We start from the raw sequence: 25,914 nt of genomic DNA on the forward strand, positions 1-25,914 counted from the left end.
TCAGCCAAACATCGGCAGCATCAGGTAAAGCTTAATGACCAGCGCGTTGACGATATCAATGAAGAATGCGCCCACCATCGGCACCACCAGAAACGCCATATGCGACGGGCCGAACCGTTCGGTGATCGCTTGCATATTCGCGATGGCCGTTGGTGTCGCTCCCAGACCAAATCCACAGTGACCCGCAGCCAGTACCGCCGCATCATAGTTTTTGCCCATCATGCGCCAGGTAACAAAGATGGCGTACAGCGCCATGAACACAGCCTGCACCGCCAGGATCGCCACCATCGGCAGCGCCAGCGAGGCCAGTTCCCACAGCTTGAGGCTCATCAGCGCCATCGCCAGGAACAGCGACAGGCTAACGTTCCCGAGCACGGACACCGCGCGCTCAAAGACGCGGTAGAAGCCCATCTGCGCCAGACCGTTGCTCAGGATCACCCCGATAAACAGCACGCAGACAAAGGTTGGCAGTTCGAAAGCCGTTCCCGCCAGCCATTGCGCAACAATTTTGCCCACGGTGAGACAGATAGCAATCATGGCGATGGTTTCAATCATTACCAGCGAGGTGATGCTGCGGCCAACGTCCGGTTTTTCGAAGGCGGTCGGCACCATTTCATCGTCTGGTCTGCCTTCCGGCGTGGTGGAGTGTTTAACCAGATAGCGCGCCACCGGGCCGCCAATCAGCCCGCCGAGCACCAGGCCAAAGGTCGCGCAGGCCATCGCCACTTCCGTTGCGTTTTCAAAGCCATAGCGTTCGATGAACAGCTTGCTCCACGCCGCGCCCGTTCCGTGGCCGCCTGACAGGGTAATCGACCCCGCCAGCAGACCCATCAGCGGATCCAGCCCCAGCAATGACGCCATACCGATACCGATGGCGTTTTGCATCAGCAGCAGGCCCACCACGACAATCAGAAACACGCCCAGCACCTTGCCGCCCGAACGAAGGCTTGCGAGGTTGGCGTTCAGGCCGATTGTGGCAAAGAAGGCCAGCATCAACGGATCTTTCAGGGACATATCAAAATCGATTTCCCAGCCCATGCTTTTTTTCAGTACCAGCAGGGCCAGCGCCACCAGCAATCCACCGGCGACAGGTTCAGGAATGGTGTACTTTTTCAGAAAGGAAACACTGTGTACCAGCTTGCGACCAAGCAGAAGAACCAGCGTTGCAGCAACAAGGGTCGATAACGTATCGAGATGAATCATAGAGGCTCCTGTTATGCGCGTGTTCCATACACACGCGGCGTTATCCTGGGCCGGGTTACACTCGTCATGAGCCACCGGCGCGAAAAGTGTAATTTTTTTTTCCTCTTCGTTGTAGAAAACCTGCTCACATCGGCAGATTTTCTCTCTTTTTTTGCTGGCAATCGTTTGCTTTTACCAGGTGGTCAGATAAAATGCCCGCTTTTCCACCGTGGGATTGCCGCCGATGTCTGTTAACACTCTGGAGTCTTCTGATGCGCAACCGATTGCGCAGAAGCAAAACAGCGAACTGATTTACCGCCTTGAAGATCGTCCCCCGTTGCCTCAGACCCTCTTTGCCGCCTGCCAGCATCTGCTGGCGATGTTCGTTGCGGTCATTACGCCGGCGCTGTTGATTTGCCAGGCGCTGGGGTTACCGGCACAGGATACCCAACATATCATCAGTATGTCGCTGTTCGCTTCCGGCGTGGCCTCCATTATTCAAATTAAAGCGTGGGGTCCGGTGGGTTCGGGGTTACTGTCGATTCAGGGCACCAGCTTTAACTTCGTGGCGCCGCTGATCATGGGCGGCACGGCACTGAAAACCGGCGGCGCAGATGTCCCGACCATGATGGCAGCGCTTTTCGGCACCCTCATGCTGGCAAGCTGCACAGAGATGATCATCTCCCGCGTTCTGCACCTGGCGCGCCGCGTGATCACCCCGCTGGTCTCCGGCGTGGTGGTGATGATTATCGGCCTGTCGCTGATTCAGGTGGGTCTGACCTCCATCGGTGGCGGCTACGCGGCAATGAACGACCACACCTTCGGCGCGCCAAAAAACCTGCTGCTGGCAGGGGTGGTGCTGGCGATCATTATTCTGCTTAACCGCCAGCGTAACCCGTATCTGCGCGTGGCATCGCTGGTGATCGCCATGGCGGCCGGTTACCTGCTGGCGTGGGCGATGGGTATGCTGCCGGAAAACACCGCACCGACCAACAGCGCGTTGATTACCGTGCCAACGCCGCTTTACTACGGTCTGGGCATTGACTGGAGCCTGCTCCTGCCGCTGATGCTGGTCTTTATGATCACCTCGCTGGAAACCATTGGCGATATCACTGCCACCTCCGACGTATCCGAGCAGCCGGTCTCTGGCCCGCTGTATATGAAGCGTCTGAAGGGCGGCGTGCTGGCGAACGGTCTGAACTCGTTTGTCTCGGCGGTGTTCAACACCTTCCCGAACTCCTGCTTCGGCCAGAACAACGGCGTGATCCAGCTGACCGGCGTGGCCAGCCGCTACGTGGGCTTCGTGGTGGCGCTGATGCTGGTGGTCCTCGGCCTGTTCCCGGCGGTGAGCGGCTTTGTCCAGCACATTCCCGAGCCGGTACTGGGTGGCGCGACGCTGGTCATGTTTGGCACCATCGCCGCCTCCGGCGTGCGTATTGTTTCACGCGAGCCGCTGAACCGCCGCGCTATCATGATTATCGCGCTGTCTCTCGCCGTAGGGCTTGGCGTTTCCCAGCAGCCGTTGATTTTGCAATTTGCCCCGGACTGGGTGAAAAACCTGCTCTCTTCCGGCATTGCCGCGGGCGGTATTACCGCTATCGTGCTGAATCTCATTTTCCCGCCTGAAAAGAACTGATCCCCCACACGGCAGGCTGTCAATGCCTGCCGTGACATCTCTTTACACCATTCCCGCCTTGAGCATTGCGCATAAATCGTGCATAACACCCTTATGTGCGTTTCGCGGGAAGGAAGACCATGAAATTTATTGGAAAGCTGCTTATCTCTCTTCTGGTAGCCCTGCTCATTGTAGTGCTCGCCTTCTATTTTCTGCTCCAGACCCGCTGGGGCGCATCGCAGGTCAGTAGCTGGATCACGGTAAATACCGATTACGAGCTTAACTTTGACCTGATGGATCACCGCTTTTCATCCCCTTCTCACATCCTTCTGGAAAATGTCACCTTCGGGCGAGATGGCAAACCGGCCACGCTGGTCGCTAAAAAAGTGGATATTGGCTTAAGCAGCCGCCAGATCACCGACCTGCTGCATATGGACGCCATCACCCTGTTCGATGGCACGCTGAATTTATCGCCGCAGACAGCGCCGCTGCCGTTCCAGGCCGACCGTCTGCAACTCAATAACATGGCCTTTAACAGCCCGAACACGGCGTGGGATCTCAGTGCGCAAAAGGTGACCGGCGGCGTCAGCCCGTGGCAGCCCGAGGCGGGGAACGTGCTGGGGAAAAATGCGCAAATCCAGATGAGCGCCGGGTCGCTCACGCTCAACGGCATACCGGCCAACAACGTGCTGATTCAGGGACAACTCAACGGCAAAGAGGTGGTGCTGAACACCATCGGTGCCGATATGGCGCGCGGCTCGCTTACGGGTTCGGCCCTGCGTAATGCCGACGGTGGCTGGGTTATCGACACCCTGCGGCTGAATGAGATCCGCCTGCAAAGCGACAAATCGCTGCTGGATTTCTTCGCCCCTCTCTCCACGCTGCCTTCGTTACAGATTGGGCGGCTGGAAGTGACCGATGCCCGTCTACAGGGGCCAGACTGGGCGGTAACCGACCTTGATCTCAGCCTGCGTAACCTCACCCTGAGTAAAGGTGACTGGCAAAGCCAGGAGGGACGGTTATCCATGAACGCCAGCGAGTTTATCTACGGCTCGCTGCATCTGTTTGACCCTATCCTGAATGCGGAATTCTCCCCACAGGGCATTGCGCTGCGTCAGTTCACCTCCCGCTGGGAAGGGGGCATGGTGCGCACCTCCGGCAACTGGCTGCGCGAGGGTCAGGCACTGGTGCTGGACGACGTTGCCATTGCCGGGCTGGAATATACGCTTCCGGAAAACTGGAAAACGCTGTGGATGGATCCGCTCCCGGCATGGCTGAACAGTGTGACGCTGAAAAAATTCGGCCTGAGCCGCAACCTGGTGATCGACATCGATCCTGCTTTCCCGTGGCAGATCACCTCCCTCGACGGTTATGGCGCTAATCTGCGGCTGGCGCAAGACCACAAGTGGGGCGTGTGGGGCGGTAACGCAACCCTGAACGGGGCGGCAGCAACCTTTAACCGCGTCGACGTGCGACGCCCGTCGCTGGCGCTGAATGCCAACGCCGCGACGGTAAATATTACCGATCTGAGCGCCTTTACCGAGAAAGGGATCCTGGAAGCGACCGCCACCGTTTCGCAACTGCCACAGCGACAAACCACCGTGAGCCTGAACGGGCGCGGCGTACCGCTCAACGTCTTGCAGCAGTGGGGCTGGCCAGCGCTGCCGATTGCGGGCGACGGCAATATTCAGCTCACCGCCAGCGGCAGCGTACAGGCGAATGCCCCGTTGAAGCCAACGGTGAACGGCAAGCTGAGCGCGGTGAATATGGATAAACAGCAGGTACAGCAGACCATGACGGGCGGAGTGGTGTCGACGATGGCTCCGGCACAGTAAACAGCCGGGTGGCGGCTATGCCTTACCCGGCCTACGATCCCCTGTAGGCCCGGTAAGCGAAGCGCCACCGGGCATTTTTCCAGCTCAGAGGTGAACCACCACCTCACCCCCCTGCGCTTTCACCACCACGCCCCACTCACTGCCCGTATGTGAACCGCCTTTTACGCCGCTCACCTTCTGCACGTTGCGCAAGCAGACGGACCAGTTACGTGCTTCCCCGTCGCCGGTAAGGGTCACGATGTCGCCCTGACGTGACGCTTTCAGCGTAAACACAACGGAACCGTCCGCCGCAGGCACTTCGCTCACCGCCGTTGCGCCGTCGTCCAGGTTAAATAGCTGGAAGGCTGTCCCCTCGTGCCACGCGTAGTCCGGCTTCTGGTTGTTGTTGCCCAACGCCAGCAGGGTGTTGTCGCGCACGTAGACCGGCAGGCTCATGAAATCGTGCTGCTGCTTATGCCAGCGGCTGCCCTCGATTTCGTCGTTGTGCCACAGATGCGTCCAGCGCCCTTCCGGCAGGTAGAACTGCACGTCGCCCGCCTCGGAGAACACCGGGGCCACCATCACTGAATCCCCGAGCATGTACTGGCGGTCGAGATAATCGCACGCCGGATCGTCCGGGAACTCCAGCATCATCGCGCGCAGCATCGGCGTACCGAACTCGCGGGCCAGCGCCGCCTGACGATACAGGTACGGCATCAGCTGACATTTCAACTGAGTGAAGTGGCGCACCACGTCGCAGGACTCATCATCGTACGCCCACGGCACGCGGTAGGATTTGCTGCCGTGCAGACGGCTGTGGCTTGAGAACAGCCCGAACGCGCACCAGCGCTTGTAGACGTGCGCCGGGGCGGTGTTTTCGAACCCGCCGATATCGTGGCTCCAGAACCCGAAGCCGGACAGCCCAATCGACAGCCCACCGCGCAGGCTTTCGGCCATCGACTCATAGTTGGCGTAGCAGTCGCCGCCCCAGTGCACCGGGAACTGTTGCGCCCCCACGGAGGCAGAACGGGCAAACAGCACCGCCTCTTCTTCCCCCACCGTCTCTTTCAGCACGTTCCACACCAGCTCGTTATAGATGTAGGCATAGTGGTTGTGCATCTTCTGCGGATCGGACCCGTCGAACCACTGAACGTCGGTCGGGATACGCTCGCCAAAGTCAGTCTTGAAGCAGTCCACCCCGATCTCCACCAGGCCTTTCAGCTTGTCGGCATACCACCGACACGCGTCCGGGTTGGTGAAGTCGTAGATCGCCAGCCCCGGCTGCCATTTGTCCCACTGCCACAGGGAGCCGTCCGGGCGTTTGAGCAGGTAGCCCTTCTCTTTCAGTTCCCGGAAGATCGGCGATTTCTGGCCGATGTACGGGTTGATCCACACGCAGACCTTCAGCCCTTTTTCCTTCAGGCGGCGGATCATCCCTTCCGGATCCGGGAAGGTCACCGGGTCCCACTCAAAATCGCACCACTGGAAGGCCTTCATCCAGAAGCAGTCGAAGTGGAATACGTGCAGCGGCAGGTCGCGCTCGGCCATGCCGTCGATAAAGCTGTTTACCGTGGCTTCGTCGTAGTTGGTGGTGAACGAGGTGGTCAGCCACAGACCGAATGACCACGCAGGCGGCAGCGCCGGACGCCCGGTAAACTGCGTATAGCGGTTCAGCACGTCTTTCGGCGTCGGGCCGTCGATCACAAAGTACTCGAGATATTCCCCTTCCACGCTGAACTGCACTTTGGAGACTTTCTCGGAACCCACTTCAAACGAGACGTTCTCCGGGTGATTCACCAGCACGCCGTAGCCGCGGTTGGTCAGGTAGAACGGGATGTTTTTGTAGGACTGCTCGGTGCTGGTGCCCCCGTCGCGGTTCCAGGTTTCGACCGTCTGGCCGTTGCGCACCAGCGCGGTAAAGCGCTCGCCCAGACCGTAGACCGTTTCCCCCACGCCCAGATCCAGACGTTCAAACACATAGTTGCGATCGGTATTGCTGTCCTGCACGTAGCCGTTGTTTTTCAGCTGGCTGCCGGTAATACGCTGGCCGTTGCGCAGGAAATCCAGCGCCCAGAACTCGCCTTTGGTGACACGCACGCTGACGCTGCCGCTTTTCAGCTCGGCAAATTCGGCGTTGTTTTCAATCTCTACCTTCACGTCTTTCAGAACGTTCAGCGGATAGTGCGGGCCGTTATTCAGCGCGCCCTGGAAGTGCTCAATGCGCACCCCGATAATCCCCTCCTGCGGAGCAAACAGGCGCACCGTGAACATCAACGTGTCAAGCTGCCAGGTGCGTTCGCGCACGTCACGCGGCGCCACATACACCACCAGGTCATTGCCCTGCTGCTCCACGTCGAACACCTGCACCGGATACGTCACGTTAAGGCCCGGTTGGATAAGCCAGTTTCCATCACTGATTTTCATGCTTACGTCCTCTTAGTTCTGCAATTCTTTGCTGACTGGCAGGTTTTCAAACTCCTGCTGATTGCGGCGCGCGCCCTGCGCCAGCTCGCCCAGGATTTTGGTCAGGAAGGGGGTTTTCAGCGTGTAGTAGCGTTTGGCGATGATGGCGCTCAGCACGTAGCAGACCGCCGGTGCCAGGGTAAACAGGCCGATAATGATGCTGATGGTCGCGCTGTTCTGGGTTTTGGCTGCCGCGTCGTAGCCGCCGCCAGCCAGCATCCAGCCGATCATCGCCCCGCCCAGCGCGAGGCCGAGTTTCAGCACGAACAGCGTGCCCGCGAAGCTGATGCCGGTCAGACGTTTGCCGTTGGTCCATTCACCGTAGTCGACGGTATCGGACATCATCACCCACTGGATCGGCGTCACCAGCTGGTGCAGCACGCCGATCACGAAAATAAAGCCGAACATCAGTACGGTGGCATGCATCGGCACGAAGAACATCGCCACGCTAACCACCGCCAGCGCGGCGTTGGTCCACCAGAAGATGCTGACCTTGCACTTCCAGTCGGTGAGCGGTTTCGCCAGCGCGGAGCCAATCAGGTTGCCGACGCAGTAGGTGGTGAGGAACGCGACGAACACCTCCGGCGAGCCCATGATCCAGGTGCAGTAGTACATCATCGCCCCGCCGCGCACGCAGACGGCGAGAATGTTGAGGATGGTCAGCACGCCGACGATGCGCCACTGGTCGTTTTGCCAGATATCACGCAGATCTTCACGCATGGAGGTGGTGCTCGGCGGCACCTGGATGCGCTCTTTGGTGGTGAAGAAGCAGAATGCCAGCATCAGGAACGCGACCACCGACAGCACGGCGATCCCGCCCTGGAAGCCGAACGCTTTGTCGTCGCCGCCAATCAGGTTTACCAGCGGCATCATCAGCACCGTGGAGAGCATGCCGCCCGCCGTCGCCAGCACAAAGCGCCAGGACTGAAGAGAGATACGCTGCGTCGGGTCGTTGGTGATCACGCCGCCCAGCGCGCAGTAAGGGATGTTGACCACGGTATAGAGCAGGGTCAGCAGGGTGTAGGTAACGGCGGCGTAAACCATTTTGCCGTTGAGGCTGAGGTCCGGCGTGGTGTAGGCCAGCACGCAGACGATGCCGAACGGGATCGCACCGAACAAAATCCACGGGCGGAACTTGCCCCAGCGGCTGCGGGTGCGGTCGGCAATCAGCCCCATGCACGGGTCGGAGATCGCATCCAGCGCGCGGGCCAGCAGGAACATAGTGCCGACAAACCCGGCGGGAATACCAAAAATATCGGTGTAGAAAAACATCATGTACAACATGACGTTATCAAAAATGATATGGCTGGCGGCGTCTCCCATGCCGTAGCCAATCTTCTCTTTTACTGACAGGACTTCGCTCATATTTTTATCCTTCACGCTGTAGGGGGCGCTGAGACCGGTTACCGTTTTTTAAACCATTGTTTCAGGAGCGGGTATTGCGTTTTCTGGTTAAGAGATTACGTTTCTTGTTTTTTGTGATCGGGATAAAAGTTGGTGAGCACGAAATGCTAACCTGAGGATTTTCTTAAGAATTAACTGAAACAGGGGGATTCAGGTCAAAAGAGAGGTGAAAAAAGTGGTGTGGGGTATGTGGTAAATGCCTGAAAGTAGCTATAATGCGCCCCGCCTCCATGTAGCAATGCAGGCGCGGAAGATCGTCATCTCCGGTGAGGTGGCTGGACTTCAAATCCAGTTGGGGGCGCCAGCGTTCCCGGGCAGGTTCGACTCCTGTGATCTTCCGCCAAAATCATTCCACCCTATGTTATTTCTGACCGATAAAAGTAATTTAGATTGATTTAAGTGTCATTTTTTAGTACACAACATTTAATTAAGAATGTACTGAGATTAATGAAATGAATAAGCAATCATTTAGCGAAAAAAATTTAAAGAAAACTTTGCAAACAAGGCAGAGAAAAGCTCGTTCGTTAAAATCAAAACCCACAAAGAACTCTCTTTCTGTACTTTCAAAATCAATTACAGATAAATCATTCACTCTAAATGACTTCAATCATTATAATTTAAATAATAAAAAAATATATACAACTGCTATAGTTGATGATGACATAGTATTAGCCAAACTAAATTCCAACATCGCTAAAGCATATAATTTAAGGCAAAGTGATAGACATAGTATTGTAAAGCAAGTTATTTCTTTATTAAAGGAAGAAACACCGAAATACATATATAAATTCGACATTAGCGATTTTTATGAAAGCATAAACCCAGTCATTCACTGCTCAAAAATATTAGAAAATAATTTTTTATCCGCTGAGTCAAACTTTGTATTAACAGAGTACATCAGGGTTCTAGAAAAAATGATAATTAATGGAATGCCCAGAGGCATAGGACTAAGTTCTACAATTTCAGAATTAGTCATGAATTCTTTTGATAAAAAAATGAAAAGTAATCAAAAAATATATTTTTACACACGCTTTGTTGACGACATATTAATATTTTCAACAGAACGAATAAATATAAAAAATGAAATTATAAAATTCCTGCCAAATGGTCTAAAACTTAACTGGAAGAAGAATAAAGTAATTGCAGTCACACCTTGTAGATGCTATGAAAAATGCATCTGCTCAAAAGAAAAATGTGATTGCTTTAATAAATGCAAATGTAAAGCGGTTAACGCCCAGATACAAAACTTTGACTTCCTTGGTTACAACTTTGAATTCCCTGAGCTATCTTTTAGTAAATCAAGCGATAAATTGAAAGTGGGCTTATCTAGCAAAAAAACCTTAAAAATAAAAAATAGATTATACAAAAGCTTCAGAGATTATCATAATAATGGCAATTATAATTTACTAGAAAACAGAATCAAATTCTTAACGGGAAATCATTTCATTTCCAATGGAAAACATAAATCTGATAGAATGAAATCAGGTGTTTATTATAATTACATCCATTTAACATCATTAACCAGATATGAAGAACTTGATTTATACTTAAAAAAAATGATCCATACTAAAGTTTCCACTAAAATATCCCTAAATAACACGCATAAAAATTCACTAAATAAATATTCCTTTATTTCAGGTTTTAAATGTAAATTCACACAGACATTCAACGGAAACCAAATAAACAAAATAAAAGGATGCTGGTAAATGGATAAAATAATCATAAAAAAACATGACACCCTTCGTACATTGTTAACAGAAACACTACCATATGAGGTACCATTAATCTTTTCCAACATTGGTTTCTATAAATTCCTCAAAAAAAGGGACAAGGCTAACTATTTCTTTAAGGACCTTTTAATAGAAAACAAATCACCGATGATTCCATTCAACTACTTTATTACTAAAAATGAAAAATCAACAAGAAAAATCAGTATCCCACATCCAATAGTACAATATGAGATTGGCAATTTAATACATTCTAATGCAGAGTATATTACATATTTATGTTCTAAATCTAATTTTAGTATAAGAAAACCTACAGCAGTGGCAGCATATTATTACGAGTCTTCGCCATTCGATTCTCAATATCATTCAGAACTAAAGGATGACGATGTCGCTCAGCAAGACACAAATGAAGAGGAAAAATATTCATCTTCGTATTTCTCTTATGATGGTTACACTCTCCTTTATAAGTTTTTTAATTCATTAAAATTTCAATCTATAGAGAAAAAATTCTCATATTCTTTGCGCTTTGACATTGCTAAATGTTTTAGCAGTATTTATACACATAGTATAAGCTGGGCAATTAAAGGAAAGGGTTTCTCTAAGGAAAATATTTCTTCAAATTCTTTTGACAGCAAATTTGATCATTTGTTGATGAAGATGAATGATAACGAAACAAATGGAATATTAATTGGGCCGGAATTTTCTAGAGTTTTTGCAGAAATAATTTTACAAGCTATTGATGTAGCTGTTGAGCGAGATTTAGAAGAAAAAGGATATAGAAACAACCTTGATTATGTTGTAAAGAGGTATGTTGATGATTATTTTGTTTTTACAAAAAGTGAAAATATTGCCGATATAATTTATGAGTTATTTATTCATGAAATGTCTAAATTTAAGTTATATATTAATGAGTCTAAGGAACAGAGAGAAAGAAGACCATTCATTACTAAACTTACTATTGCGAAAACGCATGTATTAAGTGAGATCAGCGATTTTTTTAAATCAATTAAACGAGATAAAAACCATTTACCTAAAAATGAGTGGAAAACAATCCCAAGCATTGTATTTATCTACAAACCGTATACTCGCTCCAACACTCTAATTACAAAATTCAAATCCATTGTCAAGCAAAATGATACAAATTATGATGCCTTTAGTGGGTTAATGATGTCTGTACTTAGATCAAGATTACAACGAATAAATAATGAGATAATGTATATTTCTGATATAAAAACCTATAGCTCTACGTATCGTAATTTCATCATATTCAATATAGATTTCTTAAGTTTCTTGTTCGCAATGAATATAAAATCAAGAACAAGTCATTTAATGTCACAACTAATTGTGATTATTGGCGAAATTAATGCAAAATTAGTAAAATCAGATCAAGATGAAGTAATAAAAAAACTTAAAGACGAAACAAGAATATTGATCGACATTGCTGTTCAAAATGGTAAACCTAGAATAGAATTTATCAACTTTATGATCGCAGTACGCTCCATCTTTAAGGATGCAGTTTTGGATGAAGAATCTATCAAACATTTTTATAAAATAGATAACAATAAGACCTCTCATCTTGATTACTTTGAAACGTGCTCATGCTTACATCTTCTTTGTAACAAAAATAACAATAATAATCTTATTGAAAGTATATACCGTTCATTTCATGAGAAAATTAGCAATACAAACAATCCGCGAAATCACTCGGAGATAGCACATCTACTTTTAGATCTTGGAACCTTTCCACACATCCCCATTGACATTTATAAAGACGCATTGAAATTATATATTTCTAAAACTTATGGCATATCTCCAGCAGTTCAAGATGTTAATGCAATATACAATAAGATTCGCGAAAGAAAATTGTTTTTTATTGACTGGAATGAATCAATTAATATTAAGAAATTACTACAGAAAAAAGAAATGCAAAGAGGGTATGATTCATAATAATTTTGTGTTAGTGTGTTTTTGCCCCTGCGGATGTTGCATCATTGACATAGGGTGGGTTAGAATTAACCGGGCACGCAAATGCTTGGAAGCTTTCCCATCAGTTATTCGTCATTAGTCGAATACTTCATACTTCGGTTTGAAGGGCAAAAGACAGTGTAAACGGGTAGTGCCGTGGACGGAACGCGACTAACGTGATGTCCCTCTGTTTTTTGTTACATACACACCAGCAGGGGCACAAATCCTACCCTGAATATATTTCAAATATTCGATATTTAATCTAATTTTTTATTAGCTATTTCTTTGCGCCCTAAACTTTTAAGCCAATTCCCCAAACTCATCCCTTCAGCCTTCGCTGCCGCCTCAAACAGCGCCTTCAACTCCGGCGTAATACGAATCTGAAACGTCGGTGCTTTTCCGGATTTAGATTTGTTAGGGTCACGTTTAGCTGTTGACATGTACGTACCTATAAGAGCAAGATATCTTCATTGAGGTACGTACCTTAACATACGACGACCTCAGATTGAAACGCCCTCGCCAGGTGCTCGCAACACCGGACGAGAGCTAACCTCACCAACTATCAAGGAGTTGATTATGGCTGATTCGCATTCTACCCCAGACACCGACCAATCCGGAACCGAGCGTTCGTTAATTGTGGGATACCGCCCGAATGTTTACGACAAATCCACGCCGAAAATCATCCTTTCCGGCAAGTGGCTGCGCGCGGCGGGGTTTGATACCGGGCAGCAGGTCACGGTAAAGGTAATGAAAGGATGCATCGTTCTGGTGGCGTATAACGAGCAGGAGCAGCGGTTGCAGGACGATTATAAACGGACGAAGGCAAAGCTTATTGAGATAGAGGACGCGCTTGCAGCGATCCAAATTCCACATGCTGGAAAGCGCCTCGCAAAATCAAATACAAACCATCTGGCTTAGCAGCTGTTTCTGTCATACTACGAGCTTACAGACATTAACCTTATGAAGCGGAGGCAGCATGACATATGAGGAATTAATAAATTCGCCAGCCGGTGAGTTTGTCATGTTTGCCAGCAAGGATGGAAAAGTACGCATTGAATGCCGCTTCGAAAGCGATACGTTGTGGCTCTCACAGGCCACGATCTGTGAGTTATACGGCAAAGCCAAAGCTACGATCAGCGGGCATATCAAGAATATTTTTGATGAGGGTGAGCTGGTCGAAAATTCAGTTGTTCGGTTTTACCGAACAACTGCCAGCGATGGTAAAGTATATAACGTTCAATATTTTAGCCTGCCCGTCATTCTCGCCATCGGCTATCGCGTCCGATCCACGCGAGGTACACAGTTCCGGCAGTGGGCCACCCAAACGCTTCAGGAATACCTGGTTAAAGGCTTCGTTATGGACGACGAGCGCCTGAAAAATCCGCCTGTGGGATCTTCCGCCGTCCCTGACTATTTCGATGAAATGCTGGAACGCATTCGCGATATACGGGCCAGCGAACGCCGGGTCTATCTTCGCGTGAGGGAGATTTTCGCATTAGCCGCTGACTATCAGCCGTCGCTCAAAGAAACCACGCAATTCTTTCAGACCATCCAGAATAAACTGCATTTTGCCTGCACTGGGCAAACCGCTGCTGAGTTGATTCACCAGCGCGCGGACGCCACTCAACCGCATATGGGGCTGACCAGCTATAAAGGCGAAGAAGTCCGTAAAAGCGATGTCACCACTGCAAAAAATTATCTCTCTCAGGATGAGGTGAAAGAGCTTAATCGTGTCGTTAACATGTGGCTCGATTTTGCCGAAGATCAGGCCAAACGCCGCAAGCAGGTATTTTTACGAGACTGGCAAACCAAGCTCGATCAGTTCCTGCAATTCAACGATCGGGAAGTTTTAGAAGGCGCAGGAAAAATCAGTAAGAAAGCGGCTGATGAAAAGGCGTGCTCAGAATACATCGAATATGAAAAAAAGCAGCGCCTGCTGAAAGAGGCCGAAGGTGAGAAAGATATTGTCGGCTTATTAAAATGGGATAAGCAGGCTAAGCGCTAATCCCGGTATTCCTGCTCAGCTTCATATGCAACAACGGAAACGGATTCCCCTGCCCATCCAGTTCCGAACGCCTGACCTGCTCGAACCCCATATGACGATAAAACGCCACCCCCTGCGGATTCTGCTCATTCACATCCACTTCATTTACGCCAAATTCTGCGATGGCATATTGCAGCAGCATTTTCCCGATACCCTTCCCCCGGCTCGCATCATCCACAAACAGCATTTCAATGCGATTTTTATCCACGCCCAAAAAGCCGTGAATAATACCCGCGTCATCACGAGCAACCACAACCCTGAGATTAGGCAAATACGCGTTAAGCAATAACGGACGCAGCGCCGTAATATCGCTCTCCTGCAAAAAGAGATGCGTGGCGCGAACGGACGACTCCCAGACTGCGACGAGGCGTTCAAATTGTGCGGGGTGTGCGGCTTCTATTTTCATGGTGAAATTCCGGTTAAGTAAAGTTTCGGGGAGGCAATGCAATGATATTCAACTCTGCGACGTACGCCACACGCCAGGCGTACAACCATACTCCATCTGAAAATGACGAATAAAGTGCGCGCAGTCGCTGAACCCCATCCGCTGCGCAATATCCGTTACGCTTTGCTGTGAGTTCTTCAGTAGCCAGCAAGCATAACGCAGTCTGGCGCTGCGGATAAATTCGCGGGCCGTTTTGCCGAATTCTGCGTGGAACAGCCGGTTGAGCTGGCGTTCGCTCAATGCCACCTCTCGCGCAAGCCCGGCGGTGGTGAGCGGCCGGGTCAGGAACTGTTCTATCAGCATGACGGCGCGGCGCAACCGCGAGTCAGGGATAAGCGCAAGATTCGCCGGACGCGGGGTGGCGATTTCATGCGGAACCAGTGACAAACGCTGACAGGTGGTGCTGGCGATATCATCCCCGGCATGGGTGCGGATAAGCTCAGTTGCCAGCGTCAGGGTGGAAATACCGCCCGGGCAGGTCAGCACATCGCCATCATCAATGAAATCATACCCTTGCTCAGCATAGACCAGCGGGAAGGACTGACGAAATGTATCAAGGTGGAAAGGATGAATGGACGCTCGTCGTTCATTCAGCAGTCCTTCCTGTGCGAGGACAAAACTGCCGGTGCCTATACCGATGAGCGGAACCCCGGCATGGTGGGCATGCGTCAGATACGCTTTATCCCCCGGATGCCCTAAATCCAGATACTGCAATTCACCGCCAATCACAGCGATGTAGTTAAAACTGTCCGGCGGGGCATGAGGGGAGTCCGGTCTCATGATAATCCCCGCATTGCTGACAATCGGGATATCGGGGAATTCGCTTATCAGGCTGATTTTGAATGCTAATTTATCCTGAGCTTTCGCTGCATAACGCAGCGCCTCCAGCAACCCCGAGACGGCCAGGAGTGAATAGCGGGGCCATAATAACAACCCAATATGTAGACACTTTTCCGGTACTGATTTCTCCCCCTCGGGAGAGTCAAATACAGTTTTCATTTACTTGCCAGATTTAAAATTAATTACATTATCGCAACATGATCTGCCGCATTTTATATTTCTAAGATAATCCTGATATTTTAAATCAAGCATAAATGAGACGGGAGCAAAATATACTATTTTTCTCGTTTGTATCATTCTTTTTTTGAACCGCGACACACATATGTCGGTAATGTTCCTAAGGTAAAGATATAGTTACCATTATGTTGTTCATTAATGTGCATATAAATACTCTTACCCGGATACACGAAAAATTGGGGTTCATATTTTTCCAGCCAGCTGTCTTCGACATTATCGTCCGGGAACGTCATATTTTTTTCTGACGTCAGCAAATAGAGATGATCCTTTCTCTCCACCCGAAAGGAAATTTTCCTGTCGATGGTTTTACGCGGATCGCTCTTTGCCCGGCCATTCATGCTCAGGGTGCCGTATTTTCCGTCGAAGGTGTAATTCAGCCAGACCGTCAGCGTCTCATCTGGATGGTGCTGTACCAGATTGGCCTGGCATGAAAAAGGCTGAACGTAGGATCGGTGCCACAGGTAATAGCCCATCAGCACGCCTGCCGTGACGAGCCCCGTCACGATGATGTACAGCATCTGCCGAAAACGAGTCATGCTAGCTATCCTTCAGGAAATAATCAGATATACAGCGGTTCGGTTCTTTCATTGGCCGGTCGCAGCGAATAACCGACGCACGAGGGAGCAAAGCGTACCAGCTGATGTAAACCCAGGGGTATTGCACGCATTCAGCCTTAAATTGCTCCATGTAGGTCAGTGCGGAAGCGCGTTCTGCATGGGTCTGGATGTCGTCTGCAAGATAAACGCGACAGGCCCCGACGGATGCCGCAAAGCGGTAGTCCTCAACAAAACGGTTTTCTCTGGCGCTCATATACCCCGTCACGCCTGCCCCGGCCAGTATGATCAACAGCCCCAGGACAACGGCCAGCCAGCGCGTGTGCTTCCTGACAACGGGAGCTGCTGGCGCAGAGGATGTTGACGCCTCCTCGATCGTCGGCGCCTCCACACACGGTTCCTCTGCGGGTTGAGCCGCGACAGGCGAAGACTCTCTGACGGTTATTTGCGTATCGCTTGCCAGCGTCAACCCAATCCGGGGAATGGTAACGATTGGGTCAGTTTCAAAACCAATCTTTTTGAGCCCTTTGCGCAGGATTGAGATGTTCTGGTAATAGGTATTAGAGGAGACAAGCATGCCGCGGCTTTGCCAGACAATATCAAGGAACTCTTGCTGAGTGACAATCGACCCCGCTCTGTCGATTAATAACAACAGGCATCGGCCTGCTGGCGAATTTAACACAACCACACGGTCAGGATTGTTGATATCACGTAACGTGCTGGCCGCAGGATGAAATTCGACGATATTATTTATAATGTAATGCTTATGCATAGGGGCAGTATGAATTCTCCGGTTAACAGATGTTGAACCTGAGTCACCGCATGTATGTGATGACATTCGCGTCGGGATTAATGTGACTGATTAACGGCATGCTGTATATCTTCGCCATTGGCGAAAAATCTTATTTTATATTCCATCCCTTCAGCTTCACTGAACCTGCATAAGAACTCAACCCTTGTAGAATGCGGCTTACAGGGCCACTTCATCCCTACTTTCTCTCGTTATGATCTTTTATGAAGTGAATTTCCGCCCCTCAGAAGTTTCTGACTACCGGCTGAATCTCATTAAGCAGAGATCCTCCTTTTGGCTTACCCCTCACCTCTTGACATTGACAAAACTCTACATAAAAAAAGATTGTACGCCACGGACATGGGTGTCTGAAATATTCAGCGCCCTTAAGCCTTAACTTTTCTTAACCTGCCTGATATCAATAACATTGCTGCTTTTTGACTGCTTTTTAGTCACCTTTTCATCAGTTTTTATCGATGATAACATTCGTAAATTGTTATTCCCCGTCAGCAACTACACACCCGCACTGACACCCGCAGACAAACTCCTTACAAAACATTTATCAAAGCTAAATTTTCATTAAAAATTGAGGCTATCATAATTTACAGAAAGCGAAGCGGAATAAGACCAATCAGAGGGAAGCGTCGTAACCGGTCTCGATCTTAGTAATTAATACAATTTTAGATTAATTCAGATTACCTCTTTATTGGCCGACGTATAGTAGGCCTACACTATGCAATACGTCATTGCTTCGAGAATACTGGCGATAACCTTATAACTAATTCGCCTGATTACTATTATAAATCGAGGGAATAACATGACGAACAATACTCGAATAACACCGCATATTACTGTTGCATTGATGGGCGGCGATCATTATGCAAGAAACGGGATTAAAACGTTATTAAGCAGCGTCCGCAGCGACCTTCACATCAATATCATCGAGGGAGGTTATCAGGAGCTGGACAAGGTGCTGTCGTCTGTTCGTATCGATATCTTATTTATCTCTGGCGCAGAGAAATACCATACCGGGTATGACTCGCTGAAATATTTAAAAAAAATCAAAGCCGCGCATCCTGAGGTGATTATCTGCCTGTACTCAACCTCTGCCCATTCCCTTTTGTGGGTGCGGGAAGATATTGATGCCTATATCTCGCTACAGAACACGGTTTATCAGTGGCGGGTAAAGCTAGCAAAAATGGTCGATAGCCATTATCGGCCCCAAAAGCAGCCAGCGGCGTTATCGCTGACGCCTGGAGAAAGGAGGGTATTAAAGGAACTCAGGAACGGACTGGATATACGTTACATCGCAGAACTGGAGAAACTGTCTTATCGCCGCGTGAGCGCCATAAAAAGCTCAGCGATAAGAAAACTCGGGCTCAGGAATAAGACAGATTTGCTGGTCTTTTTAACCAGTTAGACCTGCCGCTTTCAGAGCAAATCTCGTAATAAAAAAAACTAAGGAACCATGAAATGAAAGCACGCCTTACTTGCCATTCTCTGCTGGCATTCAGCATTGCCGCCCTGCTGCCAGCTGGCTCAGCACTGGCCGCCACCACCAGCGGCGGGACGGTTAACTTCAGCGGTAAAGTGGTGACCTCCGCCTGTGCCATCAGCGCCGGTAGCGCCAATATCGACGTCGACATGGGTGAAGTGCGTACCGCTACGCTGGCTGCCGCAGGCAGTGAATCCAGTACCGCAAAAGCCTTCTCCATCACGCTGGAAGATTGCGAAATCGCCGATACCTCCGCGTCCACGGAAGATAACCCTATTGCCGCAACGACCGTGGCTATCACCTTCACCGGTACGCCGGACAGCACCGATGTGAATAGTCTGGCCGCGGGAGTAAACGGCGGCGCCGCCTCGGCGCAGCATGTCGCGATTCGTCTTTATGACGAACAGGGCAACGTCGTCAGGCTGGGTGAACCGGCAGCAGCGATCCCCCTGCGTGCAGGGGAAAACACCCTGAACTTCAGCGCGAAATATTACTCCCCACTGGGCAACGCCACGGCGGGTGATGCCAGCGCGGTCGCCACCTACACCGTGACCTATTCGTAACCTCAAGGCCCGGTCTGCTGGCCGGGTCTGACTCAGCTTTCAGGAGACGCACAATGCGCGTAAACACATGGATTTGTCTGGCTGGCACGTTATGTTCATCCGCCGTGTACGCAGGCGGCGTGGGGTTAGGCGCAACGCGGCTGATCTACGCAGGCGCAACGACGCAGACGATGATGCAGGTAAGAAATACCCATCCTGATGCCACATTTCTGATCCAGTCATGGATGGAAGACGAGAAAGGGAGCCGTACCAACGACTTCGTCATCACACCGCCGCTGTACGTCATGAAGCCCGCCAGCGAAAGCGCGGTGAAAATCATGTTCAGCGGCAACGCCCTGCCAGCTGATCGCGAAACGCTGTACTGGATGACGGTCAAAGCGATCCCACAGCAGGTGAAAAACGGTTCCGGCAATTCACTGCAATTCGCCTCTGCCAACCGCATCAAGGTCTTTTATCGCCCGGAGGGGCTGAGGAATGGCGCAGGGGAGGCATGGAAAAACCTTGCCGGTGCCTGCCGCGCGGGGAAGGTCACGCTGACCAACCCAACGCCGTATTACCTCACCACCATTAACCTGAAAATTGATGGCAGTCCGGTGCCGCCCGTTATGGTGCCACCGAAAGCCAGCGTAACGCTGGCAGACACCTTCAGCCATGCGAGCAGCATGAGCTACCAGACGATTAACGATTATGGGGCCTGGACGCCCGTCACCCGCACGACGTTATCCCAATAATAAAAACAGTAAGGCGTGACCACATGAAAACCAAAATCCTGTGCGCCACGGTGATCGCCCTGGTGATTCGGCACGCCGTGGCTGCCGAAAGCGAGCTGCAATTTAACCCTGCGTTTCTCAACGGCGAGCGCGCCAACAGCGCCGATCTCGCCTGGGTCAACGCCGGGAGCGCGTTGCCGCCGGGCGAGTACAATCTTAACGTGTATATCAACACCCAGTTCGCGTTCACAGGTAACGTCACGTTCCGCGTCGCTGAAAACACGCCCGGTGAAGCCCTGCCGTGCCTGACGCCTGCGCAATTCGCCGCACTTGGCATCGACAGCCGTCAGGCTAAAGGGGGTGAGTTGCCGCCTGCGCAGCGCTGCATTTTTTTAACCCAGTCATTCGCTGATACGCAGTTTGATTTTGACCAGAGGACGCTTACCCTCAACTTCACCGTACCGCAAAGTGCGATGCGCGCTGTGCCGCGCGGGTACGTCAGCCCGGAGAGCTGGGAGTCCGGCATTCCTGCCGCGTGGCTGAACTATGTGGTTAATGGCGCGAATAATGACTACCGGGGCGAGACGCGCACGCGGGAACAACAGCTGTTTGTGAGCCTCAACAGCGGCGCCAACCTGGGCGCGTGGCGGCTGCGTGATTTCACCACGTGGACCAAAGAGAGTAACGAACTCACCCACGTCCAGACCTGGCTACAGCGGGATATCCGCGCCCTGCGTGCCCAGGTTTACGCCGGTGAAACGTTCACCTCCTCGCAGGTGTTTGACGCCGTTGGCCTGCGTGGAATTGCCCTGAAGACCGATGACAATATGTTGCCTGCCAGCCTGAGCGGTTACGCGCCTGAGGTACGCGGCATCGCGCGCAGCAACGCCACGGTGACGGTTCGCCAGAACGGTAACGTCATCTATCAAACCTCCGTTCCGCCGGGGGCGTTTGTGCTGAAAGATCTCTATCCGACCTCTTCCGGCGGCGATCTCGCGGTCACCATTCAGGAGAGCGACGGCAGCCAGACGCAATACACCCTGCCCTTTGCCAGCGTGCCGAATCTGGTGCGTAACGGTCAGGTGAAGTACGCCCTGGCGGCGGGGAAATACCGCCCTGCGAGCAATCAGATCTTCCCCTCCTTCGCGCAGGGCGAGCTGTTCCTGGGCTGGCGATACGGCCTCACGTTTTATGGCGGGGCGCAGTTTTCCGATCGCTACAGCGGCCTGGCCTTCGGTATCGGGCAGAATCTCGGGCGCTTTGGCGCCTACTCCCTCGACCTTACCCATGCCCGGAGCCAGCTGGCTGATAATCAGCACTACACCGGTGATTCGGTGCGCCTGCGGTACAGCAAGCTGCTGAACGATTTCGGTACGCGGGTCAATTTCTTCTCGCTGCGTTACTCAACGCAAGGGTTTTATACCCTCAGCGATACCACCTACAAAGGCATGGCGGGTGGAGCGCCAGAACAGACCGTGGAAGACGATGGCACCGTCACCACCCACTACGACACGGTTTACAACCTGCATATGTCGCGTAAGGCAAAAAATCAGCTGCTGTTGTCGCAGCCGATGGGCGAATACGGCGCGCTGTCGCTGTCATGGGATCAACAAACCTACTGGAATACGTCAAAAACCACGCAAAGTTTGCAGTTCGCGTGGAACGCGACGTTTCGTAACCTGTCGCTTGGCATCAGCGCCCAGCGTAGCTCAAGCCTGTATGACAACAAAAAAGACAATATCCTTGCACTGTCTCTGTCGGTGCCGCTGGGTAACCCGGCGCTGTCGACCCGTCTCCGTTTTACCGCTACCCATGCGGATCCCGCTGGCACCACCGCCAGTACCGGTTTAAGTGGCTATCTGCCGGGACAGGAAAATCTTTTCTATAGCGTCAACCAGCGCTACAGCGCGCAGCAGCACTACGGCGGCGATGCCGCGCTGCAATACGAGGGCGCGTGGGGAGACTATAACCTGGGCTACAGCTACGCCGGTGGCTCCCGCAACCTCAGCTACGGGATGAGCGGCGGGGCGGTGCTGCATGAGGATGGTTTGACGCTAAGCCAGCCGCTCGGGAACACCAATATTCTGGTGAAAGCCCCGGGCGCCAGCCATGTCGCCGTGCTCAACCACAAGGGCATCAAAACCGACAGCCGGGGCTATGCGGTGATCCCGTACGCCACGCCATATCGCGTTAATCAGGTTGCGCTGGATGTCACCACCGTGGGCAATGACGTGGAACTTGAGAACGCCATCGCCAATAAAATCCCCACCGACGGGGCACTGGTTCGCGCCACCCTCACCACGCGTCAGGGGGCAAAAGCGATGTTTATCGTGCGTCACGCTAAAGACGTGCTCCCCTTCGGCACGCTGGTCTCGTCAGCGGATGACAAAGCCAGCGGTATCGTCGGCGATGGCGGCAGCGTGTATCTGACCGGCCTGTCAGCGAAGGGAACCTTGCATGCCGTATGGGGACGCAACAGCACCCAGCGCTGCACGATCCGCTATGCGCTGAATTCGCAGAATTATCACGCCCGCACCGGGCTTTATTCCCAGGAGGTCACATGTCAGTAACCATCCGGTTTCTCCCCCTGATCCTGCTGATGTTCATCACTGTCCCCGTACGCGGCTATGACGTCCTGGTTTCCGTGACCGGCAATGTGATCGGCAATACCTGCATTGTCTCGGAAGATTCAAAGGAGCAAAACGTGCCGCTGGGCACCCTCGGCATAAAGCAATTTAGCGAGGCGGGGGCGGTCAGCAATATCAAAACGCCCTTCACGATCACCCTTGAAGCGTGCGGCCCCACCTTTGCTGGCGTGAAAATCCGCTTCAGCGGTACGCCGGATGACGAAAACCCGCAGCTTCTGAAAGTCGCTGACGGCGGCGCAACCGGCGTCGCGGTGCAGATTCTGGATAAAGACAGCGTACTTATCCCGCTGGACACCCAAACCGCAGCCTACGGCGCGGCGGGGGATGAGAGCGTAAAAATGACCTTCTATGCGCGACTGGCCGCCACGGGTGCGCCAGTCACTGCCGGAGACGTTTCGGCAGTGGCGACCTGGACGACGGAGTATCAATAATGCGTTTACTGTTTTTAGCCCTGTTTTTCATGACCTCTCAGGCCTTTGCCCTCTCCTGGACTTCGGATATCACCCTTTCGCCAACGCCCATGTCGTGGTCCGGCCCGGCAGATTCCATCGTGCCTGGAAAGACGATCGGCTCTGAATGGAGCGCCACTGCGAGCGTCTCGGAAGTGTTCTGGTGTGGCCTGGTTTTTACCTGCTCCAAAGGGACGCTGGAGCCGAGCGGCAGCGTAACGGCCACCGGCATCACGGTGATTCTCGATGGCGCAACTTACAGGGTATTTGAAACGGGCGTGCCCGGCATCGGCTTCATTCTTGGGCTTAAAGATTATAACGGCACCACCTATGTCCCGATGCAGACGGGCATTACGCAGAGCTATCCGGCCGACGGGACAAACGGGTACGCCACCGGACTGGGCTGGTCGGCAAAGGTGACGTTTATCAAGACCGGCGTTCCGCTGAAATCCGGCGTGTACCAGACCCCGACCATTAACGCGGCGATCCTGACGGCGTATAACAACGAAGTGAAAACCGCGCAGGTGATCATCAACCCGACCACCATCACGGTGACGGCAAGCGGCTGCACGGTGGGCACGAAAAGCGCCAACGTCGACCTGGGCAACATAGATATCCACACGCTGCCTGCCGTGGGCAGCACCTCGCCGTCCGGCGAGTTTAACGTCAGCCTGACCTGCGATGAGAACGTGGCGGTTAACGCTGTGATGACCGATCAGACCACGCCGTCAAATACCTCGTCGGTCGTGACGCTGACCGGAGACTCCACGGCCTCCGGCATTGGCGTGCAGTTTTTCTATAACGGCACCGGGCCGCTGATGATGGGGCCGGACAGCTCGGCCGCAGGTACGACGGGACAGTTTTTCATCCAGACCACCAGCTCGGCACAAACGCTGTCGCTGCCGTTTCAGGCGCAGTACATCCGAACCGGAGAGCTGGTCCCCGGCTCGGCCAACGCCCTGGCAAGCATCACCTTTTCGTATCAGTAGGTTAGTGCTTCACCCACACCAGCTGATCGACCCGGAAGCCCAGACCGCGTGCGGTGTTCAGGTAGTCCTGTTTTACCGCATCCGGGATGGTCGGCGTGCGCGATAAAATCCACAGGTAGTCGCGGTTCGGGCCGCTGACCAGCGCGTACTGGTACTTATCGTCCAGCTTGATCACGTTATAGCCGCCGTAGAACGGACCGAAGAACGATACCTTCAGCGCTGCCGTGGTCGGTTCGCCGGTAAAGTACGCCTTCCCTTCGCTCTCATTCCATTTGTTCTTCACCGGATCGTAGCCGCGGTTCAGTACGCTGATACCGCCGTCGCTGCGCTTGCCGTACGTCGCAGTGACCTGCTCCAGACCGCGCTCGAAGCGGTTTTCCAGTCGGGCGACTTCATACCATTTGCCGAGATAGCGGCTGGCATCAAAGCCGGTAATGGGCTGCACACCTTTCGGCGGCGTGGGAGATTTACAGGCAACCAGCGTCAGCGCAATGGCGACACCGGTAACTACAGGCCATAGCCTCATGAGAACTCCTTTCATTTACGCGGTTGGACGTTAAGTGTAGCGCACCCGTGCGGCGCTTCATCCCGTCGGGGAATATTCGTAGTATATTGAGACAACTCCTTCTCATCGGATGCAGACATGGCTTACTCCATCGGCGAATTCGCCAGACTCAGCGGCATCACCGCCACCACGCTGCGGGCGTGGCAGCGACGCTATGGCTTGCTCAAACCCGAGCGTACGGACGGCGGTCACCGCCTGTACAGCGATGAGGACGTTCAGCAGGCGCTGAAAATCCTCGACTGGGTAAAAAAAGGCGTACCCATCGGTCAGGTTAAATCACTGCTGGACCGCCCCGCGCCCCGCCGCGCCAATAACTGGCAAACCCTGCAACAGGCCATGCTGCAAAAGTTGCAGGAGGGGAAAATTGAATCCCTGCGTCAGATGATTTACGACGCCGGGCGCGAATACCCGCGTCCAGAGCTGGTCACTCACGTGCTGCGTCCGTTGCGCAGCCAGATATCGGCCAACGTCGCCGCCGCCATGACGCTGCGTGAGATCCTCGACGGCATCCTCATCGCCTACACCTCGTTTTGCCTGGAGGGCGATAAAAAAGCGCCGGGCGATAACATCCTCATCAGCGGCTGGTATCTGAACGACCCGTGTGAGATCTGGCTTGAAGCCCTGACGCGCACCGGCCAGGGGCACCGCATCGACATACTGCCGGTTCCCCCTGCCGCGCTGGCCCCGGAAATTTTCCCGGACCGCAAATGGCTGCTGGTCACCAGCGGTAAACTTACCGCCGCACGGAAAAAGCAGGTTGCGCAGTGGCAGCAGCAGGTTTCCCTTGAGGTGATTATCCTCTGATTATTTTCTGCTGTGGCAATCTTCACGAAAAGTTGAATATTTTTTCGCGCAGCGAGTGCTAACGTTTTCCTGTCAACGATAACTCAACAGGAAAACACGATGAAAAAGACACTCCCTCTGATGATGCTGGCTGCAATGGCTTTCGCGCCTGCCGCGTTCAGCGCCCCGGCAGGCACCCTCAGCGTCCACGTTCTGGACCAGCAAACCGGTATGCCGCCAGCGGATGTGGCCGTCACGCTGGAGAAACAGGAGCAGAACAAGTGGACCCCGATTGCCAGCGGTAAAACCGACCACGACGGGCGCATCAAATCGCTCTATCCGCAGGATCAGGATATGGCGCCTGGCGTGTATAAAGTGACCTTCAAAACCGCAGATTATTTCCACGGCAAAAAGCTGGAATCCTTCTTCCCGGAAGTGCCGGTGCTGTTCACCGTCACCCGCACCAATGAAAAACTGCACATCCCGCTTCTGCTCAGCCAGTACGGTTACTCGACCTACAAGGGCAGCTGATTAACATTGATTTTAAAGATGATTTAAAAATAACTCCGCCAATACTTGGACAAATACGCATTGTTGTGTAACTTTTAGATATGCGATCGGGAGGTGCACAC

The 25,914-nt window shown here is 52.2% G+C and carries 23 protein-coding genes and 1 tRNA gene; 15 read left to right on the forward strand and 9 right to left on the reverse strand.

The genetic code is table 11. The annotated features are described in order from the left end of the window. Positions 1-1,203, reverse strand: coding sequence for a sodium/glutamate symporter (gltS, locus tag BH712_RS13980; RefSeq protein WP_006812438.1), 1,203 nt, complete (start codon positions 1,201-1,203; stop codon positions 1-3). Between the two features lie 223 nt (positions 1,204-1,426). Between gltS and xanP the strand changes: the two genes are divergently transcribed. Together xanP and BH712_RS13990 are read left to right on the forward strand one after the other, a co-directional pair. After that, positions 1,427-2,818, forward strand: a complete 1,392-nt coding sequence (gene xanP / locus BH712_RS13985) for a xanthine/proton symporter XanP (protein WP_006812439.1) — start codon at positions 1,427-1,429, stop codon at positions 2,816-2,818. Positions 2,819-2,937: 119 nt separating this feature from the next. Next, on the forward strand, positions 2,938-4,632 hold the full coding sequence (locus BH712_RS13990; RefSeq protein WP_006812440.1) for an AsmA family protein: 1,695 nt from the start codon (positions 2,938-2,940) through the stop codon (positions 4,630-4,632). 84 nt (positions 4,633-4,716) lie between these two features. Here BH712_RS13990 and yicI read toward each other — a convergent pair whose 3' ends face one another. Continuing rightward, positions 4,717-7,035, reverse strand: a complete 2,319-nt coding sequence (yicI, locus tag BH712_RS13995) for an alpha-xylosidase (RefSeq protein WP_006812441.1) — start codon at positions 7,033-7,035, stop codon at positions 4,717-4,719. A gap of 12 nt (positions 7,036-7,047) precedes the next feature. Then, positions 7,048-8,439: a glycoside-pentoside-hexuronide family transporter gene (locus BH712_RS14000; RefSeq protein ID WP_006812442.1), complete on the reverse strand. Its 1,392-nt coding sequence runs from the start codon at positions 8,437-8,439 to the stop codon at positions 7,048-7,050. A 287-nt stretch (positions 8,440-8,726) separates the two neighbouring features. On the opposite strand from BH712_RS14000, the gene BH712_RS14005 reads away from it, so the two are divergent. The 3 genes from BH712_RS14005 to drt3b all read left to right on the forward strand — a co-directional run bounded on the left by BH712_RS14005 (position 8,727) and on the right by drt3b (position 12,152). Continuing rightward, a tRNA-Sec gene (locus BH712_RS14005) sits at positions 8,727-8,821 on the forward strand. A gap of 109 nt (positions 8,822-8,930) precedes the next feature. Continuing rightward, positions 8,931-10,184, forward strand: coding sequence for an antiviral reverse transcriptase Drt3a (drt3a, locus tag BH712_RS14010; protein WP_071850051.1), 1,254 nt, complete (start codon positions 8,931-8,933; stop codon positions 10,182-10,184). Further along, on the forward strand, positions 10,185-12,152 hold the full coding sequence (drt3b, locus tag BH712_RS14015) for an antiviral reverse transcriptase Drt3b (RefSeq protein ID WP_006812444.1): 1,968 nt from the start codon (positions 10,185-10,187) through the stop codon (positions 12,150-12,152). A 275-nt stretch (positions 12,153-12,427) separates the two neighbouring features. On the opposite strand, the gene BH712_RS14020 is transcribed toward drt3b, so the two are convergent. Further along, positions 12,428-12,610 (reverse strand): toxin-antitoxin system HicB family antitoxin, encoded by a 183-nt coding sequence (locus BH712_RS14020; protein ID WP_006812445.1) that lies wholly within the window; start codon positions 12,608-12,610, stop codon positions 12,428-12,430. Positions 12,611-12,746: 136 nt separating this feature from the next. Between BH712_RS14020 and BH712_RS14025 the strand changes: the two genes are divergently transcribed. Then, entirely contained in the window at positions 12,747-13,088 is a 342-nt protein-coding gene (locus BH712_RS14025; protein ID WP_006812446.1) for a SymE family type I addiction module toxin, read from the forward strand. A 58-nt stretch (positions 13,089-13,146) separates the two neighbouring features. After that, on the forward strand, positions 13,147-14,175 hold the full coding sequence (locus tag BH712_RS14030; protein ID WP_006812447.1) for a virulence RhuM family protein: 1,029 nt from the start codon (positions 13,147-13,149) through the stop codon (positions 14,173-14,175). Here the strand turns inward: BH712_RS14030 and BH712_RS14035 are convergent. The 4 genes from BH712_RS14035 to BH712_RS14050 form a co-directional block, all read right to left on the reverse strand. Further along, positions 14,165-14,620, reverse strand: coding sequence for a GNAT family N-acetyltransferase (locus BH712_RS14035; protein WP_006812448.1), 456 nt, complete (start codon positions 14,618-14,620; stop codon positions 14,165-14,167). The genes BH712_RS14030 and BH712_RS14035 overlap by 11 nt on opposite strands. Before the next feature lie 48 nt (positions 14,621-14,668). Further along, positions 14,669-15,550, reverse strand: a complete 882-nt coding sequence (locus tag BH712_RS14040; RefSeq protein WP_032674171.1) for a GlxA family transcriptional regulator — start codon at positions 15,548-15,550, stop codon at positions 14,669-14,671. A 242-nt stretch (positions 15,551-15,792) separates the two neighbouring features. Next, a complete protein-coding gene (locus BH712_RS14045) occupies positions 15,793-16,272 on the reverse strand; it encodes a hypothetical protein (protein WP_006812450.1) in 480 nt (159 codons plus the stop codon). 1 nt (position 16,273) lies between these two features. Then, a complete protein-coding gene (locus BH712_RS14050; RefSeq protein WP_006812451.1) occupies positions 16,274-17,062 on the reverse strand; it encodes a winged helix-turn-helix domain-containing protein in 789 nt (262 codons plus the stop codon). Positions 17,063-17,897: 835 nt separating this feature from the next. On the opposite strand from BH712_RS14050, the gene BH712_RS14055 reads away from it, so the two are divergent. The 6 genes from BH712_RS14055 to BH712_RS14080 are packed head-to-tail and all read left to right on the forward strand — an operon-like array spanning position 17,898 to position 23,934. Continuing rightward, a complete protein-coding gene (locus tag BH712_RS14055; protein ID WP_032674172.1) occupies positions 17,898-18,500 on the forward strand; it encodes a helix-turn-helix domain-containing protein in 603 nt (200 codons plus the stop codon). A gap of 53 nt (positions 18,501-18,553) precedes the next feature. Further along, positions 18,554-19,138, forward strand: a complete 585-nt coding sequence (locus BH712_RS14060; protein WP_006812453.1) for a fimbrial protein — start codon at positions 18,554-18,556, stop codon at positions 19,136-19,138. Between the two features lie 53 nt (positions 19,139-19,191). Beyond that, positions 19,192-19,869: a fimbrial biogenesis chaperone gene (locus BH712_RS14065; RefSeq protein ID WP_006812454.1), complete on the forward strand. Its 678-nt coding sequence runs from the start codon at positions 19,192-19,194 to the stop codon at positions 19,867-19,869. A 23-nt stretch (positions 19,870-19,892) separates the two neighbouring features. Further along, the gene (locus BH712_RS14070; RefSeq protein WP_006812455.1) at positions 19,893-22,418 is read left to right on the forward strand and encodes a fimbria/pilus outer membrane usher protein; all 2,526 of its coding nucleotides are present in this window, start codon (positions 19,893-19,895) and stop codon (positions 22,416-22,418) included. Beyond that, on the forward strand, positions 22,409-22,927 hold the full coding sequence (locus BH712_RS14075; RefSeq protein ID WP_006812456.1) for a fimbrial protein: 519 nt from the start codon (positions 22,409-22,411) through the stop codon (positions 22,925-22,927). The genes BH712_RS14070 and BH712_RS14075 overlap by 10 nt, the downstream gene beginning before the upstream one ends. After that, complete coding sequence (locus BH712_RS14080) at positions 22,927-23,934, forward strand: fimbrial protein (RefSeq protein ID WP_006812457.1); 1,008 nt, start codon at positions 22,927-22,929, stop codon at positions 23,932-23,934. Before BH712_RS14075 ends, BH712_RS14080 begins: the two co-directional genes overlap by 1 nt. A gap of 1 nt (position 23,935) precedes the next feature. Here BH712_RS14080 and BH712_RS14085 read toward each other — a convergent pair whose 3' ends face one another. Then, on the reverse strand, positions 23,936-24,460 hold the full coding sequence (locus tag BH712_RS14085) for a lipocalin family protein (RefSeq protein ID WP_003860954.1): 525 nt from the start codon (positions 24,458-24,460) through the stop codon (positions 23,936-23,938). Between the two features lie 117 nt (positions 24,461-24,577). Between BH712_RS14085 and BH712_RS14090 the strand changes: the two genes are divergently transcribed. Then, on the forward strand, positions 24,578-25,303 hold the full coding sequence (locus tag BH712_RS14090; protein WP_006812459.1) for a MerR family transcriptional regulator: 726 nt from the start codon (positions 24,578-24,580) through the stop codon (positions 25,301-25,303). 99 nt (positions 25,304-25,402) lie between these two features. Then, the gene (uraH, locus tag BH712_RS14095) at positions 25,403-25,813 is read left to right on the forward strand and encodes a hydroxyisourate hydrolase (RefSeq protein ID WP_006812460.1); all 411 of its coding nucleotides are present in this window, start codon (positions 25,403-25,405) and stop codon (positions 25,811-25,813) included. Positions 25,814-25,914 lie beyond the last annotated feature (101 nt).

The organism is Enterobacter hormaechei ATCC 49162 (assembly GCF_001875655.1).
GTDB classification, from domain to species: domain Bacteria; phylum Pseudomonadota; class Gammaproteobacteria; order Enterobacterales; family Enterobacteriaceae; genus Enterobacter; species Enterobacter hormaechei.

Bases quoted from the DNA above. Each gene is read 5' to 3' on its own strand.
- BH712_RS14000 (WP_006812442.1), bottom strand. From the start codon at position 8,439: ATGAGCGAAGTCCTGTCAGTAAAAGAGAAGATTGGCTACGGCATGGGA.
- BH712_RS14060 (WP_006812453.1), top strand. From the start codon at position 18,554: ATGAAAGCACGCCTTACTTGCCATTCTCTGCTGGCATTCAGCATTGCC.
- drt3a (WP_071850051.1), top strand. From the start codon at position 8,931: ATGAATAAGCAATCATTTAGCGAAAAAAATTTAAAGAAAACTTTGCAA.
- BH712_RS14090 (WP_006812459.1), top strand. From the start codon at position 24,578: ATGGCTTACTCCATCGGCGAATTCGCCAGACTCAGCGGCATCACCGCC.
- BH712_RS14025 (WP_006812446.1), top strand. From the start codon at position 12,747: ATGGCTGATTCGCATTCTACCCCAGACACCGACCAATCCGGAACCGAG.
- BH712_RS14055 (WP_032674172.1), top strand. From the start codon at position 17,898: ATGACGAACAATACTCGAATAACACCGCATATTACTGTTGCATTGATG.
- BH712_RS14065 (WP_006812454.1), top strand. From the start codon at position 19,192: ATGCGCGTAAACACATGGATTTGTCTGGCTGGCACGTTATGTTCATCC.
- uraH (WP_006812460.1), top strand. From the start codon at position 25,403: ATGAAAAAGACACTCCCTCTGATGATGCTGGCTGCAATGGCTTTCGCG.
- gltS (WP_006812438.1), bottom strand. From the start codon at position 1,203: ATGATTCATCTCGATACGTTATCGACCCTTGTTGCTGCAACGCTGGTT.
- BH712_RS14070 (WP_006812455.1), top strand. From the start codon at position 19,893: ATGAAAACCAAAATCCTGTGCGCCACGGTGATCGCCCTGGTGATTCGG.
- BH712_RS14020 (WP_006812445.1), bottom strand. From the start codon at position 12,610: ATGTCAACAGCTAAACGTGACCCTAACAAATCTAAATCCGGAAAAGCA.
- drt3b (WP_006812444.1), top strand. From the start codon at position 10,185: ATGGATAAAATAATCATAAAAAAACATGACACCCTTCGTACATTGTTA.
- BH712_RS14030 (WP_006812447.1), top strand. From the start codon at position 13,147: ATGACATATGAGGAATTAATAAATTCGCCAGCCGGTGAGTTTGTCATG.
- xanP (WP_006812439.1), top strand. From the start codon at position 1,427: ATGTCTGTTAACACTCTGGAGTCTTCTGATGCGCAACCGATTGCGCAG.
- BH712_RS14050 (WP_006812451.1), bottom strand. From the start codon at position 17,062: ATGCATAAGCATTACATTATAAATAATATCGTCGAATTTCATCCTGCG.
- yicI (WP_006812441.1), bottom strand. From the start codon at position 7,035: ATGAAAATCAGTGATGGAAACTGGCTTATCCAACCGGGCCTTAACGTG.
- BH712_RS13990 (WP_006812440.1), top strand. From the start codon at position 2,938: ATGAAATTTATTGGAAAGCTGCTTATCTCTCTTCTGGTAGCCCTGCTC.
- BH712_RS14075 (WP_006812456.1), top strand. From the start codon at position 22,409: ATGTCAGTAACCATCCGGTTTCTCCCCCTGATCCTGCTGATGTTCATC.
- BH712_RS14080 (WP_006812457.1), top strand. From the start codon at position 22,927: ATGCGTTTACTGTTTTTAGCCCTGTTTTTCATGACCTCTCAGGCCTTT.
- BH712_RS14035 (WP_006812448.1), bottom strand. From the start codon at position 14,620: ATGAAAATAGAAGCCGCACACCCCGCACAATTTGAACGCCTCGTCGCA.
- BH712_RS14045 (WP_006812450.1), bottom strand. From the start codon at position 16,272: ATGACTCGTTTTCGGCAGATGCTGTACATCATCGTGACGGGGCTCGTC.
- BH712_RS14085 (WP_003860954.1), bottom strand. From the start codon at position 24,460: ATGAGGCTATGGCCTGTAGTTACCGGTGTCGCCATTGCGCTGACGCTG.